Annotated in this window: 13 protein-coding genes; 12 read left to right on the top strand and 1 reads right to left on the bottom strand. The window is 32.3% G+C overall.

Annotation, left to right across the window (positions count from 1 at the left end; genetic code table 11):
- Positions 1–94: 94 nt before the first annotated feature.
- The 12 genes from OWK30_RS02010 to ruvA all read left to right on the top strand — a co-directional run bounded on the left by OWK30_RS02010 (position 95) and on the right by ruvA (position 13,634).
- Positions 95–295 carry a hypothetical protein gene (locus OWK30_RS02010; RefSeq protein ID WP_423323104.1) on the top strand — a complete coding sequence of 67 codons (201 nt, stop codon included), beginning with the start codon at positions 95–97 and terminating at the stop codon, positions 293–295.
- 1 nt (position 296) lies between these two features.
- On the top strand, positions 297–3,500 hold the full coding sequence (locus OWK30_RS02005) for a SpoIIE family protein phosphatase (RefSeq protein ID WP_423323102.1): 3,204 nt from the start codon (positions 297–299) through the stop codon (positions 3,498–3,500).
- Between the two features lie 175 nt (positions 3,501–3,675).
- Positions 3,676–5,331 (top strand): dihydroxy-acid dehydratase, encoded by a 1,656-nt coding sequence (ilvD, locus tag OWK30_RS02000; protein ID WP_423323100.1) that lies wholly within the window; start codon positions 3,676–3,678, stop codon positions 5,329–5,331.
- Positions 5,332–5,343: 12 nt separating this feature from the next.
- The gene (gene ilvB / locus OWK30_RS01995; RefSeq protein ID WP_423323098.1) at positions 5,344–7,035 is read left to right on the top strand and encodes a biosynthetic-type acetolactate synthase large subunit; all 1,692 of its coding nucleotides are present in this window, start codon (positions 5,344–5,346) and stop codon (positions 7,033–7,035) included.
- A gap of 1 nt (position 7,036) precedes the next feature.
- Complete coding sequence (gene ilvN, locus OWK30_RS01990) at positions 7,037–7,543, top strand: acetolactate synthase small subunit (RefSeq protein WP_423323095.1); 507 nt, start codon at positions 7,037–7,039, stop codon at positions 7,541–7,543.
- A gap of 26 nt (positions 7,544–7,569) precedes the next feature.
- Complete coding sequence (gene ilvC / locus OWK30_RS01985) at positions 7,570–8,586, top strand: ketol-acid reductoisomerase (RefSeq protein ID WP_423323093.1); 1,017 nt, start codon at positions 7,570–7,572, stop codon at positions 8,584–8,586.
- 82 nt (positions 8,587–8,668) lie between these two features.
- Complete coding sequence (locus OWK30_RS01980; protein WP_423323091.1) at positions 8,669–9,289, top strand: phosphatidylserine decarboxylase family protein; 621 nt, start codon at positions 8,669–8,671, stop codon at positions 9,287–9,289.
- A complete protein-coding gene (gene pssA, locus OWK30_RS01975; RefSeq protein ID WP_423323089.1) occupies positions 9,286–10,023 on the top strand; it encodes a CDP-diacylglycerol--serine O-phosphatidyltransferase in 738 nt (245 codons plus the stop codon). The genes OWK30_RS01980 and pssA overlap by 4 nt, the downstream gene beginning before the upstream one ends.
- 70 nt (positions 10,024–10,093) lie before the next feature.
- Positions 10,094–11,644: a 2-isopropylmalate synthase gene (locus OWK30_RS01970; RefSeq protein WP_423323087.1), complete on the top strand. Its 1,551-nt coding sequence runs from the start codon at positions 10,094–10,096 to the stop codon at positions 11,642–11,644.
- Positions 11,645–11,826: 182 nt separating this feature from the next.
- On the top strand, positions 11,827–12,576 hold the full coding sequence (locus tag OWK30_RS01965; RefSeq protein WP_423323085.1) for a YebC/PmpR family DNA-binding transcriptional regulator: 750 nt from the start codon (positions 11,827–11,829) through the stop codon (positions 12,574–12,576).
- A gap of 4 nt (positions 12,577–12,580) precedes the next feature.
- Positions 12,581–13,075, top strand: a complete 495-nt coding sequence (gene ruvC / locus OWK30_RS01960; RefSeq protein WP_423323083.1) for a crossover junction endodeoxyribonuclease RuvC — start codon at positions 12,581–12,583, stop codon at positions 13,073–13,075.
- Positions 13,059–13,634, top strand: coding sequence for a Holliday junction branch migration protein RuvA (ruvA, locus tag OWK30_RS01955; RefSeq protein WP_423323082.1), 576 nt, complete (start codon positions 13,059–13,061; stop codon positions 13,632–13,634). Before ruvC ends, ruvA begins: the two co-directional genes overlap by 17 nt.
- 124 nt (positions 13,635–13,758) lie before the next feature.
- Here ruvA and OWK30_RS01950 read toward each other — a convergent pair whose 3' ends face one another.
- Entirely contained in the window at positions 13,759–15,393 is a 1,635-nt protein-coding gene (locus tag OWK30_RS01950) for an oxygen-binding di-iron domain-containing protein (RefSeq protein ID WP_423323080.1), read from the bottom strand.
- Positions 15,394–15,427 lie beyond the last annotated feature (34 nt).

The raw sequence follows: 15,427 nt of genomic DNA, 5'->3' as shown, positions 1-15,427 counted from the left end.
ATAAACAATTTCATGCAAGGTAGTGCAAAAAATGGGGTGACTCCAAGGATTATATTTATGTTGATAAAACATATTACAATGATATAATTTTACTATGAGTAGAATAACGGCTGTTTGGATATTTCTTTTCGTGCTTGGATGTATATTTATAAATTACCCATTCATTACAATATTTGATAAAAGGGTATTAGTGAGAGGTATTCCTTTGATTTATGTATATTTTTTTATGGGATGGTTTATTTCAATAATTGTTGAATTTATTTTTGTATTAGCGTTGAAAAAGAGAAAAAGATGAAATGGATACTATAATACTAATAACTTTTGGTTACTTTGCATTACTTTTTTTGATTGCTTATTATGGGGAAAAATTTTTTAAAAAGAATAAAAAAATTATTTCAAATCCATATGTATATTCTTTAACTTTAGGTGTTTATTGTACTACGTGGACATATTATGGTTCTATAGGTAAAGCGGCAACTACTGGTATAGATTTTATTACTATATATGTTGGTCCCACTTTAGTTGTTTTTACATGGTGGATTTTTCTAAAACATATAATAAGGATTTCTGAAGAATATAATATTACTTCTATTGCTGATTTTATTAGTTTTAGATATGGAAAATCAAAATATTTAGGTGTTATTGTATCATTATTTTGTATCTTTGGGATAATTCCTTATATTGCACTACAGTTAAAAGCAATTAATGAGACATATGCAATCATTACGAATATTAATTTAAGATATAATCAAAGCTTAATACATGACTTTTCTTTTTACTTTTCTTTGATTATTGGGTTAATTGGTGCTGTTTTTGGAACTCGCCATGTAACAGAAGCAAGAAAACATCCTGGTTTAATAAGTATTATCGCTTTTGAATCAATTGTAAAGTTAACAATCTTTTTGATTGCTGGGATTTATATTACTTTTTTTATATTTGATGGATTTGGAGATATTTTTAATAAAATAGCAAACAGTTCAAATTATTTAATTTCAAACAAATTTGATAGTCTTATAACAATTAAAGATTCCATTTCCAGTTATTTTCAATGGTTTACAATGTTGATGATGAGTATGTTTGCAGTTATGTTTTTGCCAAGACAATTCCATGTTACGGTTGTTGAGAATATGGATAGTGAACATGTTGATAAAGCAATGTATATGTTTCCTCTTTACCTATTTTTGATTAATTTGTTTGTAGTGCCTATTGCCTTTGCGGGAGTTTTGATATTTAATAACACTGGTGATCCAGATTATTATATTATTAACATTTTTGTTTCAAATCAAAAATATTTATTGGCTTTATTAGTTTATTTGGGTGGTTTAGCCGCTGGGTCAGGGATGATAATTGTTTCTTCGGTTAGTATTACACATATGGTAGTGAATAATGTGTTGGTACCTTTATTCGTAAAGAAATTGGTAAAAATTAATTTAACTTATACACTTCTTTTTTTTAAAAGATTACTTGTTGTTTTAATAGTATTAGTTAGCTTTTTTTATTATAAATATATTGGGGCTCATTTTTCTCTAGTAAGTATTGGTTTGACATCTTTTGCTGCAGTAAGCCAGTTTGCACCTTCTGTATTTTTGGGCATGTTTTGGAGCAAAGTAAATGAGAAAGGTGCTATTGCAGGTATAACTGCAGGCTTTTTAATTTGGCTTTATACTTTGATTGTTCCTGATATGGTGAATGCTGGAATATTATCTGAAAAGATTATATTTGATGGGTTGTTTGGAGTTTCTTTTTTAAAGCCTTATTCTTTATTTGGTTTAGATAGTTTAGATATTTGGTCCCATTCGTTTTTTTGGAGTATGTTTTTTAATATTACGGCTATAGTAATAGTTTCTCTTTATACAAAACAAACAGAAACTGAAATTGAAACATCTCTTATATTTGAAAAAGAATTTTATCTAAGAGAACTGTTAAAAGTAAAAAAGAAAACTATTGTTGATTTGAGTTATGAGGATATTTATTCACTACTTTCTAAATTTATTGGAGAAAAAATTGCAGAAGAGAAATTGAAATCTCATATTGAAATGCGAGGAAAAGATGTTGGTGAGCTGACACTATCTGATATTGCAGAATTAAGAGATTATACTGAGAAGATTATTTCTGAAATAGTTGGACCAAGTGCTTCAAAATTAGTGGTAGAATCTTATCTTGAGATGCTTGGAAAAGGTGAGGACAAAGTTATTGATATTTTTAAAGATTTAGTTTCTTATTCTATAAGTGAATCTAAAGATACTTTAATTAAAAGGGTTTCTGAGCTAAATGTACTGTTGGAAATTTCAAAGATATTCTCTAGCCCGGGCGGATTGAATCAAAAGATTATCAAATCTCTTAATCTGTTAAAAAGAACATTTAAGTTTGATTTGGTTGTTTTGCGAGTTATGAAGAATGATGTATTAAAGATGACAGCTTATGCTGGTCAGCTTGCTCAAAACTTAGATTTAGACAGAACTGTTGAAGAAGTAAAGGATACTTTTTTGGGGAAATCTATTGAAGAGAAAAAGCCTATTGCTATCAATGATATTAATTTGATTGCTTTAAATGAGAAAGTAATTGATATTAAAAAGGCTGGTTTTGTATCTTTTTGTCACTTGCCACTAATAATTGAAGGAGAAGTAAAAGGGGTTATTTCGTTTTTTTCAAAAATTTACAAGGGTATGTATACAAATGAGTTTATTGCATTATTGGAGAGTGTTGCACATCAGATTGCCTTTTCTATTAAAAGTCATGAACAAACAAGAGAATTGATAAAGATGAGAGAGATTTCAAAGGAATTGGAAATTGCTAGAACAATTCAAAGTTCGTTGTTGCCTGATAAACCACCTAATATATCAAATGTTGAATTTGCAGGTGTGTGTTATACTTATGAGTTTGTTGGCGGAGATTATTATGATTATTTTGAGCTTTCTGATAATATATTAGATATTGTTATTGCTGATGTTTCTGGCCATAATGTCGCTTCTGCTCTTATTATGTCGGAGGTTAGAACATTATTGAAGAGTATTATAGCTACAAATCCTAATTATGAGCCAAAAGATATAATAACTAAATTAAATAGAGAAATTTATGAAGATTTGGAAAAATTAGAATTTATTATAACTTTAGTTTATTTGAGAATAGATTTTATAAATAAAAAAATAATATATACAAATGCTGGACATCCTAAACCGATTATATGCAGAGCTTTTCAAGCTTTTGAATTAAAAGATGGTGATATTTTATTAGGGGTATTGAAAGATTATAGATATTCGCAATCTGAATTTCATTTTAAACCAAATGATATGATTTTTTTATATACAGATGGGATCATAGAAGCAGAAAATGAGAATGGTGAGTTTTTTGGTTATGAAAAACTTGAAAAGGTTATTGTGAAGAGTTGTGGTATTTCGCCAAACGATTTAATAGCTTATATTTATGAATCAGTGCTTGAATTCACAAATGATACAAAGCAAAAGGATGATATAACAATGATGGCGTTAAAGATAAAGTAAACTTTACAGTTATCTTATATTTTAGTTTTAATTTTTTTAGTGAAAACTGTGCCACATTTATTCATGATATGTTATCTGTAAAAATAAATGTGATTCCATTAAAAAATAATTGAAAATAAACTTTTAGTGTGATAATTATTAAACAATTTTAAGTAAGATTTAACAGGAGATACTTATGAGAAGTGATAATGTAAAAAAAGGGTTGGATAGGGCTCCACATAGGGCTCTTTTACATGGGAGTGGTGTGCCAAAAAGTTCTATGAATAAGCCTTTTATAGGGATTTGTTCTAGTTTTACTGATTTAATTCCTGGTCATTCTGGGATGAGGGATTTAGAACGATTTATTGAAAAGGGTATTCATTCAGGTGGTGGATATGCTTTTTTATTTTCAGTACCTGGGATATGTGATGGTATTGCAATGGGACATAAAGGTATGCATTATTCTTTACCTAGTCGAGATGCAATTGCTGATATAATAGAATGTGTTGTGGAAGCTCATCAACTTGATGGTGTAGTTTTTTTAACAAATTGTGATAAAATTACCCCTGGCATGTTAATGGCAGCTGCTCGATTAAATATTCCATCAATTTTTGTAACTGCTGGACCTATGTTGAGTGGTAATTGGAGAGGAGAGAGAAGATCTTTTGTAAGAGATACATTTGAGGCTATGGCTAAATATAAAAAAGGTGAAATCGATGATTTTGAGATGAATAATTTGGAGCAATGTGCGTGTCCTTCTGCAGGCTCATGTCAAGGATTATATACTGCAAATACAATGGCTTGTCTTACCGAAACTATGGGGATGAGTTTGCCTGGGTGTGGGACTGCATTGGCAGTTATGTCAAAAAAGAGGCATATTGCTTTTGATAGTGGTGTACAGATATGTGAGTTAGTAAGAAACAATATACGACCAAAAGATATTTTGAATGAAAAAGCTTTTAGAAATGCAGTTATTGTAGATTTGGCGCTTGGTGGATCTACAAATACTACATTACATTTACCTGCAATTGCACATGAGGCTGGGGTAAAACTTGATTTAATGTTGTTTGATGATTTAAGCAAGAGAGTACCGCATATTACAAATTTGAGACCAGGTGGTGAATTTTTCATGGAAGATTTGGATTATGCGGGCGGGATACCTGCTGTTTTAAAAAGACTTGAAACATTAATTGAAGATAATTTAACAGTATCAGGAAAAGCTGTAAAGGAAATTGCAAGATCAGCAATTGTTTTTGATGAGGATGTGATTAGGCCGATAGATAATCCTTACCATAAAGAAGGAGGGATAGCTGTACTTAAAGGGAATATTGCTCCTGATGGTTGCGTAGTGAAGCAATCTGCTGTTGCTTCTGAAATGTTTGAATTTGCTGGTAAAGCAAAAGTTTTCGATTCTGAAGAGGATGCTATGGATGCTATTATGGAGGGAAAAATTAAAAATGGTGATGTAGTGGTAATACGCTATGAAGGACCAAAAGGCGGTCCTGGTATGAGGGAAATGCTTGCTCCTACGGCAGCTATTGCTGGTTTAGGGTTGAATAGAGTTGCTCTCATTACAGATGGGAGGTTTTCAGGTGGTACCAGGGGACCATGTATTGGACATATTTCTCCTGAGGCCGCCGAAGGTGGAGTCATTGCTTTTGTTCAAGATGGTGATGATATTTATATTAACATAAAAGAAAGAAGAATTGAGCTGCTAATTAGCGACTCAGAATTGGAAGAGAGAAAAAAGAGATGGGTCAAACCTGAACCTAAAATCAAAACAGGTTATTTGTACAAATATGCTTTAAATGTTAGTAGTGCTGCTGAGGGTGCTATTTTTAAAAAATTGTAGTAGGAGAAAACTATGATGACAGGTGCCGAAATATTAGTGGAATGTTTAAGAAAAGAAGATGTAGAGGTTATATTTGGATACCCTGGCGGGGTATTGTTAGGAATTTATGATACATTATTCGATACTGATATTAAACATATTTTACCGAGACATGAGCAGGGTGGTATTCATGCTGCAGATGGATATGCTAGGGCTACAGGTAAAGTGGGTGTTTGTATGGCAACTAGTGGACCAGGAGCAACAAATCTTATAACAGGTATTACTACAGCGTATCTAGACTCTGTGCCTCTTGTAATATTTACTGGACAGGTACCTACATCATTGATAGGAGGAGATGCCTTTCAGGAAGCAGATATTATTGGTATAACTAGACCTGTAGTTAAGCATAGCTATTTAGTTAAAGACATAAAAGAACTTGCTCCTTCAATTAAGGAAGCTTTTCATATTGCAAAGACTGGAAGGCCGGGACCGGTAGTTATAGACTTGCCAAAAGATGTGGTAGCTTCAAAAACAAAGTTTAGATATCCTGAAAAAGTAGAATTACTAGGTTATAATCCAAATTATGAAGGACATCCTATGCAGATTAAGAAATTGTTGAAAGCATTGGAATCTGCTAAAAAACCTGTAGTATATATGGGAGGAGGTATTAGGATTAGTGGTGCCACTAAGGAGCTAGTAGAGTTTGTAGAAAAAATTAATTTACCCGTTATTTCATCTTTTATGGGGCTTGGTGGCTTTCCTGGTGATCATCCTAATTTTATTGGTTGGCTTGGTATGCATGGGAATTATGCTTCTAATATGGCAATGACAGAAACAGATTTTATTGTTGCTGTAGGGACGCGTTTTTCTGACCGATCAACAGGTAGATTGGATGGTTTTGCTCCTAAGGCAAAAATAGCTCATATTGATATTGATCCAGCTTCAATAAGTAAAAATGTAGTTATAGATATACCGATTGTGGGAGATTGTAAGGTAGTATTGGAACAGGTGTCAAAGTATTTGGGTGATTACAATTGGGATAAACGTGCAAAAGATAGAGATTCTTGGTTGAAACAAATAAAAGCTTGGAACAGTACACATCCTTTTACTTATAAAAAAAGTAATAAAGTGATTAAACCTCAATTTGTAGTTGAGAAGATATATGAAGTAACTAAAGGTGATGCTATTATATGCACGGAAGTTGGACAGAATCAAATGTGGGCAGGGCAATATTATAAATTTAAAGATCATCGTCAATTTATTTCTTCAGGTGGTCTTGGAACGATGGGATTTGGTTTTCCTGCGGCCATTGGAGCAAAAATAGGTAGACCAGAAAAGGAAGTATTTGATATTGCGGGTGATGGTAGTTTTCTTATGAATATACAAGAAATTTGTACCGCTGTTCAGTATAGAGTGGGTGTTAAAATTGCAATTTTAAATAATAAATTTTTAGGGATGATTAGGCAGTGGCAAAGTCTCTTTTTTAATAACAGATATTCGTATTCTTGTTTGGAATGTCAGCCTGATTTTTTAAAGCTTGCAGAAAGTTATGGTTGTCCGGCGTTTAGAGCTGAAAAACCAGAGGATGTAGAGCCAATTTTAAGAGAGGCCATGAAGATTAAGGATTTACCTGTTCTTATGGATTTTGTGGTTGATAGGGAAGAAAATGTGTTTCCTATGGTGCCTGCAGGTGCTGCTTTAAATGAAATGATATTGGGGGACTGATATGAGACATATTATATCAGTATTAGTAGAAAATAAATTTGGTGTTTTATCTAGAGTTGCCGGTCTTTTTAGTGGTAGGGGATATAATATTGAAAGCTTATCTGTGAATACTACTCATGATCCGAGATTCTCAGTGATGACAATTGTTACTAGTGGTGATGAGAGAATAATCGAGCAGATAATTAAGCAATTGAGAAAGTTAATAAATGTGATAAAAGTTCGTGATGTTACACCAATGGATCATATAGAACGTGAGATGATGCTTGTAAAGGTTCATGCTACATCTAAAACCAGACCAGATATTTTTAATATTGTTAATACCTTTAGAGGAAAAGTTGTTGATATTACTGGAGAGTCGCTCATTGTTGAGATAACAGGTACAGATGATAAAAATAAGGCATTCCTAAAAGTATTAGAGCCATATGGATTAATTGAAGTAATAAAAACAGGGTTTGTTGCTATAGCAAGAGGTAGTAAAGCAACACCTGATTATAGCAAAACATCATAAATATAAAATATTACAAGAGGTGGAAGATGAAAGTTTTTTATGAAAAAGATGTAAATCTTGATTTAATTAAAAACAAAAGAGTAGCAGTTATTGGTTATGGAAGCCAAGGTTATGGACATTCTAACAATCTTAAAGATAGTGGTGTTGATGTAGTTGTTGGTTTAAGAAAAGGGAGTAAAAGTTGGGATAAGGCTGAAAAGGCTGGTTTAAAAGTAATGGAAGTTGAAGAAGCAGCTAAATGGGCTGATGTTATCATGATTTTAACACCTGATGAAACTCAGGGTGATTTGTACAGAGAAAAGATAGCTCCAAATCTTAAAGAGGGGGATTATATAGCTTTTGCACATGGATTTAATATTCATTTTGGGCAGATCATTCCTCCTGAATATATTAATGTTATAATGATAGCACCAAAGGGGCCTGGGCATCTTGTACGTGCAGAGTATGAAAAAGGTGGAGGTGTTCCGTGTCTTGTTGCCGTTGCTCAAGATTATAATGGTGATGCTTTGGAAGTAGCTCTTTCTTATGCGGCTGCAATAGGTGGAGCAAGAGCAGGAATTTTGCAAACAACATTTAAAGAGGAGACAGAGACAGATCTTTTTGGTGAACAAGCTGTTTTGTGTGGTGGTTTGACCCAGCTTATTAAATATGGTTTTGAAACATTGGTGGAAGCAGGTTATTCTCCTGAAATGGCTTATTTTGAATGTCTTCATGAAGTAAAGCTTATTGTTGACTTGCTTTATGAAGGGGGAATTTCGAATATGAGATATTCTATTAGTAATACAGCTCAATATGGTGATTTGACTAGGGGGCCAAGAGTTATTTCTCCTGAAGTGAAAGAAAATATGAAACAAGTACTTTATGAGATTCAAAGTGGTCAATTTGCAAAAGAGTGGCTTTTGGAAAATAGAGCAGGAAGACCTGTTTTTAATGCATTGACAAAGTCAGATGAAAATCATCAAATTGAGGTTGTGGGTAAAAAACTTAGAGAAATGATGAGTTGGCTTGGTAAAAGTAAAATAGTTGATACAGAGAAAAATTAAGGTGGGGCTTTTGTCCCCCCATTTTTTTTTCTATTGCTAATATTTAATCTGTGAATTATAATAATCAAAAAAGGAGTTCTAGTTGATAGCAAAAGAAGGTTTTCCATTTATTTTAACAGCTGTTGTTGCTTTTTTGGTGGTATTAGTTATCTCTAAGCAATTGCTTCTGTTAATGATAATTATTTTGCTTGCGCTGTTTGTGTGGTTTTTTAGAGATCCTGAAAGGGATATTCCACCTTTTGAAGGGATTGTGGTTTCTCCTGCGGATGGAAAAGTTGTTGATATTAGTGAAGAGAAAGTAGATGAGCAAGAATTTAAAAAAATATCAATATTTATGAATGTGTTTGATGTGCATGTTAACAGGGTTCCTCTTACAGGTGAGGTAGTTAGTGTAGAGCATAAACCAGGAAAATTTTTAGCGGCTAATAGACCTGAAAGTTCCATCGAGAATGAACAAAATATTATAAAAATTATTACTGAATATGGTAATGTTATTGTAAAACAGGTTGCAGGTCTAGTGGCGCGTAGAACGGTGTCTTATTTAAATACTGGAGATAAGGTTTTGATAGGAGAGAGGTTAGGTATAATTAAATTTTCTTCAAGAGTGGATCTCTATTTACCGATGAATGCTCATGTAGTTGTAGAGTTAAATGACCGAGTTAAGGCTGGTGAGTCAATAATAGCGAGGTTTGAAAGTAAATGATTAAACGTGAATATTTATTACCTAATTTTATTACATTATTGAGCTTATTTTCCGGTTTTTATTCTATTATAGCGAGTATTAATGGTGATTTTGTATTAGCAGCTTATGCGATAATTTTTTCTTTTGTTTTTGATGGGCTTGATGGAAAAGTTGCAAGAATGCTACATGCAACGAGTGAATTTGGTATTCAAATGGATTCTTTGAGTGATTTAGTAGCATTTGGTCTTGCTCCGGCACTGCTGATTTATGAATGGGTGTTAACTCCCTATGGTAGGGTTGGTTGGATGGCTTCTTTTCTTTTTGTAGCTTGTGGAGCTTTAAGATTAGCGAGATTTAATGTTATAACTAAAAAGAGTGATAATCGATACTTCATAGGATTGCCGATTCCTGCAGCGGCAGGTGTAATTGCCTCAAGCGTTCTTTTTGTAAAAGAGATATTTGGGAAACCTGAAGGTATATCAATACCTTTGAGTTTTGTTTTGTTTATATATTTACTTGCTTTTTTAATGGTTAGTAATGTGAAATATTACAGTTTTAAAAAACTTGAGTTACACGGGATCAAGCCTTTTAGCTTGCTTGTGGGGTTTGCACTTCTAATTTTTGTAATTGGGATGTATCCTGAAATATTTTTGTTTGTATTTTTTATTGGATACACATTTTCAGGTCTTCTCCTCCAACTATTAAGGTTTTTGAAATATCGGTCCCTGGAGGTCAAAGAAGGCCATGCAGAATAGCATAAAAAGGCCTCAGCCTTCAGGGCTGAGGCCTTTTTTTTTAGATTAAACTACAATAGGGGGTTATAAAATGAATGAGAAGTTGATAATTTTTGATACCACATTAAGAGATGGTGAGCAGGCACCAGGTTTTAGTATGAATGTTGATGAGAAGGTGAAAATGGCTATTCAACTTGAAAGGTTAGGAGTGGATGTCATTGAGGCAGGCTTTCCGATATCGTCTCCAGGAGATTTTGAGGCTGTTAAGAGGGTTGCTGATACAGTTAAAGATCCAGCTGTTGCTGGACTTTGTAGGGCAAACAAAAAAGATATTGAAGTAGGTTGGGAGGCTTTAAAAGGGGCTAAACGGCCACGTATTCATACTTTTATCGCAACATCGGATATCCATATGAAATATAAGCTTAAAAAAGATCCTGAAGAGGTGATTGAGATTGCTAGAGACGCTGTAAAATTTGCTAGGAATTTGTGTGATGACGTGGAGTTCAGTGCAGAAGATGCAACAAGAACAAATCTTGATTTTCTTTGTAAGATTGTGGAGGTAGTAATTGATGCTGGGGCGTCAACGGTTAATATTCCAGATACTGTTGGCTATACTGTGCCAAGGGAATTTGAAAAGATAATAAATACTCTTTTAAATAAAGTTCCAAATATTGATAAAGCTATTATAAGTGTACATTGTCACAATGATCTTGGACTAGCTGTAGCAAATTCTATTGCAGCAGTTGTAGCTGGTGCTAGGCAAGTTGAGTGTACAATTAATGGTATAGGTGAAAGAGCTGGAAATGCATCATTGGAAGAAATTGTTATGGCTTTAAATGTTAGGAAGGATGAGTTTAATTATGTCTATACTGATATAAATACCAAAGAAATTTATAGAACTAGCAGATTATTAACTTCAATTACGGGGGTTGATGTACAGCCTAATAAAGCGATTGTTGGGAAAAATGCATTTGCACATGAAGCTGGTATTCATCAAGATGGTGTGTTAAAAGAAAGGACAACTTATGAAATAATGACTCCAGAAAGTGTTGGATTTCCTTCCAATAAATTGGTGCTTGGTAAACACTCTGGTCGTCATGCGTTTATAGAAAGACTTAGATCACTTGGTTATGAACTTTCAAGAGAGCAATTAGAGATAGCTTTTGCAAAGTTTAAGGAATTGGCAGATAAGAAGAAAGAGGTTTACGATGAGGATTTAGAGGCAATTGTTGAAAATCAAATGAGTAAGGTAAGAGAATATTATTCTTTAGAAAATCTTACAATTGTGAGTGGTGTTAATGCAATTCCAACTGCTACAATAGAACTTTTAAAAGATGATGGGAATGTTATTGTTGATGCGTCAATAGGGGATGGGCCTGTGGATGCAGCTTTTAAGGCTATAGAGCGCATAGCTGGGATACAAGGTAGATTGAAAAAATACAGAATAAATGCAGTAACTGCAGGTAAAGATGCACAAGGTGAAGTGGTTGTTAGTGTTGAGTTTGAAAATTCTGGTTTTGAGATCACAGGTAAAGGGTATTCTACAGATATTGTTGTAGCTAGTGCAAGAGCTTACTTACATGCATTGAATAGATATATGAATAGAAAAGGTAATAAAAAAGTGTTAAATGATAGTATCTAAAAAGTTTTGGTTAGCTCTTTTTAAAAGGGCTAACCAAAATTCTTTAGTTATCAGCTAATAGTTAAAGGGGGGAATTGTTTTAGTAATCTTTCTGGTGTTACTACATTCCAGTGGTAATCTTTTTATTGAAAATATAAAAGAAATAATTTATAAACAAGCGCACCAAAAGTTAGGAGGTTTTAATGGCAGGACATAGTAAATGGGCTAATATAAAACATAGAAAAGCATCACAGGATGCAAAAAAAGGCAAAATTTTTACTAAAATTGCTAGAGAACTTACAGTTGCAGCAAAAATGGGTGGAAGCGATCCAGAAATGAATCCAAGATTAAGGGTAGCTCTTGAGAAAGCAAGGGCTGCAAATATGCCAAAGGAGAATGTAGAAAGAGCAATTAAAAAAGGGACTGGTGAAGGTAATGAGGCAAATTATGAAGATGTGATTTATGAGGGATATGGTCCTGGTGGTGTGGCAATTATGGTTCAAGCATTAACAGATAATAAAAACAGGACGGTAGCAGAAGTTAGGAGTACTCTTACTAAAAAAGGTGGAAGTTTAGGAGAAGCTGGATGTGTAGCTTGGCTTTTTGAAAAGAAAGGTATTATTGGGGTAAAGAAGGAAGTTATAGATGAAGATACACTAATGGATATTGTCATTGAGGCAGGAGCTGAAGATTTGAAAATAGAAGGTGATAATTATGAGGTAATTACTGAGCCATCTGAATACTATAATGTTAAAAAAGCACTAGAAGAAAAAGGGATTGCTATAGAATATGCAGAGCTAACTATGAGACCAAAAAATACTGTGAAGGTTGAAGGAGAAGATGCTAAAAAATTGTTAGCGTTGATTGAGGCTCTTGAAGATTTGGACGATGTGCAAGAAGTGTATGCAAATTTTGACATTGAAGATAAAGTAATGGAGGAGATGGGGGCATAGTTATTTGATAATATTAGGAATTGATCCAGGCTTAAATAAAACTGGTATAGGTATTTTAGAAAATAAAGGCAGTAAGTTTGATTGTATAGGCTATTCAGTAATAAAAAATAAACAAGGAATTAAACCTGTTGATAAAATAAAAAATTTGGTAAATAAGGTAGAGGCATTTATTTTAAAATATAAACCAGTTTATGCAGCTGTAGAAGATAGCTTTTATTCTGTAAATGTTAAGACTGCTATAGGTTTGGGTGTTGCTAGAGGGGCAATTATTGCCACTTTACTTAGTAAAGGTGTTAGTGTGCATCAATTTACAGCTTTACAAATTAAGAAAGCTGTAGTTGGCTATGGTAAAGCAGACAAAAATCAAGTAAAAAAAATGGTTGAAATACAGCTTGGAATTACTCTTGATGGTGTTTTAAATGATGCTTCAGATGCTCTTGCATGTGCTATATGCCTAGGTGTATTTTTGAACGGTAGATTGCATGATAAATTATATTAAAGGTATTCTTACTGTTAAAAAACCTGATCATATCGTTGTTGAGAATTATGGGATTGGATATCAAATTCATGTATCTATAACTACATATTCTAATCTTCCCGAAGAAGGGAGCGAAGTATTTATTTTTATTCAACAAATTGTAAAAGATGACGGGATTTTTCTATACGGTTTTTTAACAGAAAGTGAGAAAGAAATATTTAACTTATTAAATAAGGTTTCTAAGATAGGGCCTAAACTTGCACTTGCTATTTTATCAGGTTTTGACGTTGCAAAATTAAAAGAATGCATTTTATCCAAAGATGCCGTGAAACTTTCTACAATACCAGGAATTGGGAGGAAAACTGCTGAACGAATTGTTTTAGAATTAAAAGATAAGTTGGGGGAGGTTGAAAAATATCAAGTTGTTGATAATAGTGTACTTGATGATGTAATAAGTGCATTGATGAATCTAGGTTATAAAAAACAAGATTGTACTGCAATTCTGAAAGAAATTGATTATAAAAATAAAGACTTTGAAGAAATCTTGAAAGAATCATTAAAAAAACTTACAAAAAATTAATATTCTTTGGTTGTGAAAATCTCTGATATATCAAGTTGATGTATCTAAACAGATTTTGTTTTTTCCTGATTGTTTTGCTTTATATAATTGAATATCTGCTCTTTTTAAAACACTTTTAAATCCTTCATTTTTTTTTTCGTAAAGCAATTCCAAAACTAGCTGTTATTTCTTCATTTTCTAATGGTAAAGGCCATTGTGTGTTTCTTATTTTTTCTCTAATTCTTTTTGCTATTAAGTAAAGTTTAGATATATTATCACAAACTGCCATAATCAAAAATTCATCACCACCATATCTTACTGGTATATCTCCGGTTCTAATTTCTTCCATTAAAATATTACTTATTTTAACTAAAACAGTATCTCCTATATCATGCCCATAATTATCGTTTATTTGTTTAAAATTATCAATATCTATAAAAGTGATTCCTAATGCTTTAATTTCTCCTCTATCTTGTAAGGCTACAAATCTTTTGATAACTTCATTATGATAGTGTCTTGTATAACAATTTGTTAGTGGGTCTTTAATCGAAATTTCATAGTATTTATCTTTTTCAATGAGGATTCTTCTTCTTATAAACTCTCTTTCAAAAGCTATGGTAAGAAAATTTGCTATTTTTTGTAAAATTTCTTTAGTTTCTAAATCTAAAGTAACTTTTTTAGTAATTCTTATGTTAATAAATGCTATAATAATATTAAACTCTGAGTCTAATATTGGTATTAGAATTGTGTTATCAAGCAAAATTATGTAGGAATTTTTCTTAAAATACTCGGATTTACTTCTACCAAGATATTTTAACAAATGGTTGTCAATACAAACTTCTTCCCAGATTTGCGGAGTATTATGATTGAAATAGTAATATTTATTTAGAAAGAATGTGTAAAAATCAATCGTTTTTATTGGTAATATATTATCGATTTCTTTTGAAAATTTTTTTATCAAATCACTGAAATTTTTATAAGTTGCCATTGTTTGTGAAAATGAGCTAAGCATTTTGTTTAACTTTCTAAGTTTTTCTATCTGTGTGCTTGTTTGTGTAAGAAGAAAAACTCCACAATCAAGATTTTTAAGTTTTTTAATTATAGATGATATTAGATGTTTTTTGATAATGGAACCATGCTGAGGTGCAATCATTTCAATTTCTAATTGTTCAATTTTTTTTAATGAATGAATCAGGATTTCTTTTGATGGCATATAATGGGAATGAAATGCAGCTATGGAATCAAAATAACTTTCATTTTCGGCAAAAATTCTCCATTCATCTGTAAAGCCTCCAAACAAATCACTAGAAAAAAGGATTTTTGATTTTACATCGTATGTACAAAAAGCACCTGGAAAGTGTAGATATGGTGTAAATATAAATTTTAACTTTCTGTTACCACAATTTATTTCCCAGTTATTTTTTTCTACACATTCAAAAGGTATATTAAGATTATAATGCTTGATAAGTTCTATTGCTCGCCAATGGCTAATAATTAGAGCATCATTTCTATTTAGTATATGTTGTATAGTAGCTAATGCTGCAGTTATGTCAGGGTCTTGATGATGGCAAATGAAATATTTTATATGAGAAAAAGGTATTATTTGTTCAATTTTATAAAGAGTTTCTTTAAAAGTAAGGTTTGAACCAGGATCAATCAAAATGGATTCTTTACCATTTTTTATTAAATAAACATGGCACTGGAATGGGTCATTTTCGATTTTATGACCCACCCAGTAAATATCCTTTGCAATTTTAACAGGTTTCGTGTGATCTTCCATAAGTTTATGTTAATTTTGTTTAATGATAAAATCA

The organism is Deferribacter abyssi (assembly GCF_049472655.1).
Classification (GTDB): Bacteria; Chrysiogenota; Deferribacteres; order Deferribacterales; family Deferribacteraceae; genus Deferribacter; species Deferribacter abyssi.
This window is presented reverse-complemented; position numbering and strand designations above follow the sequence as displayed.

Excerpts from the sequence above, each read along its gene's own strand:
- OWK30_RS02010 (WP_423323104.1), top strand. The coding sequence starts at position 95 with ATGAGTAGAATAACGGCTGTTTGGATATTTCTTTTCGTGCTTGGATGT.
- OWK30_RS02005 (WP_423323102.1), top strand. The coding sequence starts at position 297 with ATGGATACTATAATACTAATAACTTTTGGTTACTTTGCATTACTTTTT.
- ilvD (WP_423323100.1), top strand. The coding sequence starts at position 3,676 with ATGAGAAGTGATAATGTAAAAAAAGGGTTGGATAGGGCTCCACATAGG.
- ilvB (WP_423323098.1), top strand. The coding sequence starts at position 5,344 with ATGATGACAGGTGCCGAAATATTAGTGGAATGTTTAAGAAAAGAAGAT.
- ilvN (WP_423323095.1), top strand. The coding sequence starts at position 7,037 with ATGAGACATATTATATCAGTATTAGTAGAAAATAAATTTGGTGTTTTA.
- ilvC (WP_423323093.1), top strand. The coding sequence starts at position 7,570 with ATGAAAGTTTTTTATGAAAAAGATGTAAATCTTGATTTAATTAAAAAC.
- pssA (WP_423323089.1), top strand. The coding sequence starts at position 9,286 with ATGATTAAACGTGAATATTTATTACCTAATTTTATTACATTATTGAGC.
- OWK30_RS01970 (WP_423323087.1), top strand. The coding sequence starts at position 10,094 with ATGAATGAGAAGTTGATAATTTTTGATACCACATTAAGAGATGGTGAG.
- OWK30_RS01965 (WP_423323085.1), top strand. The coding sequence starts at position 11,827 with ATGGCAGGACATAGTAAATGGGCTAATATAAAACATAGAAAAGCATCA.
- ruvA (WP_423323082.1), top strand. The coding sequence starts at position 13,059 with ATGATAAATTATATTAAAGGTATTCTTACTGTTAAAAAACCTGATCAT.
- OWK30_RS01950 (WP_423323080.1), bottom strand. The coding sequence starts at position 15,393 with ATGGAAGATCACACGAAACCTGTTAAAATTGCAAAGGATATTTACTGG.